Origin of the sequence: Dankookia rubra, assembly GCF_004355005.1 — a bacterium.
In the GTDB taxonomy this organism is placed as follows: Bacteria; Pseudomonadota; Alphaproteobacteria; order Acetobacterales; family Acetobacteraceae; genus Paracraurococcus; species Paracraurococcus ruber_A.
In genome coordinates this window covers 1-693 of the sequence record NZ_SMSJ01000322.1, presented here as the reverse complement: position 1 = coordinate 693, position 693 = coordinate 1, and the positions used below count along the sequence as shown (strand labels likewise).

1 protein-coding gene is annotated in these 693 nt (G+C 66.5%); it reads left to right on the top strand.

The window, feature by feature from the left end; genetic code table 11:
* The first annotated feature begins 111 nt into the window (after window positions 1–111).
* Window positions 112–477, top strand: a complete 366-nt coding sequence (locus E2C06_RS36815) for a hypothetical protein (RefSeq protein WP_133293429.1) — start codon at window positions 112–114, stop codon at window positions 475–477.
* Window positions 478–693 lie beyond the last annotated feature (216 nt).

Below are 693 nucleotides of genomic sequence, written 5' to 3'. Positions count from 1 at the left end.
TCGGACACGATCACCAGCATCGACAATGACGCATACATCCTGGGCCATTCGCCCAGCCTGGCATGCCTCAGCAGGTGCGTGAATCGCCCGTCTGCGTCAGTGCACTAGCGGATGCGGCAGGCGGCCCCGGGCGGGATCGACTGCGTGCTCGACCTGCTGCCGCTCTCGGCGCCCACCACCGCGGCGCGGGCCACTATCATGGCGGTCCGTCCCTATGGCCGGGTAGTGCTGATGGGCGGTGTCGGCATGCTGGGCGGCCCGGGGCTTGAGCTGCCCTACCCCTGGATCATGCGGGACTGCATCCGCATCCTCGGCCAGTGGATGTGCCCGCCCGAGGCAGCGACGCGGCTAGCCGCGCTGGTTCGCGCCGGCCTGCTGTCGCTCGACCAGTTCGACGTTGCGGAGTTCCCGCTGGGCGAGGCGAATGTCGCCATCGCGCATGCGGGGCCATTCAGCATGACCGTCCTCAAGCCATGACGATGGAACGGGACCGTCCGCGGTCAAATGCCGCGCCAGTAAAGGTCGCAGCGGACAGCCTGACGCTATCGCGGCCCGGGTGGAACCGCAGCCGGCAGGCTGCAGCTAGGGCCTGTCAGTCCCTGAGTATTGCCCCATCTACCTGGAATGATTGAAGAAAGCAGGCCACGAGTTCTGACGGATGCGCAATGGAAGGTGCTGGCGCCACTCATTGAG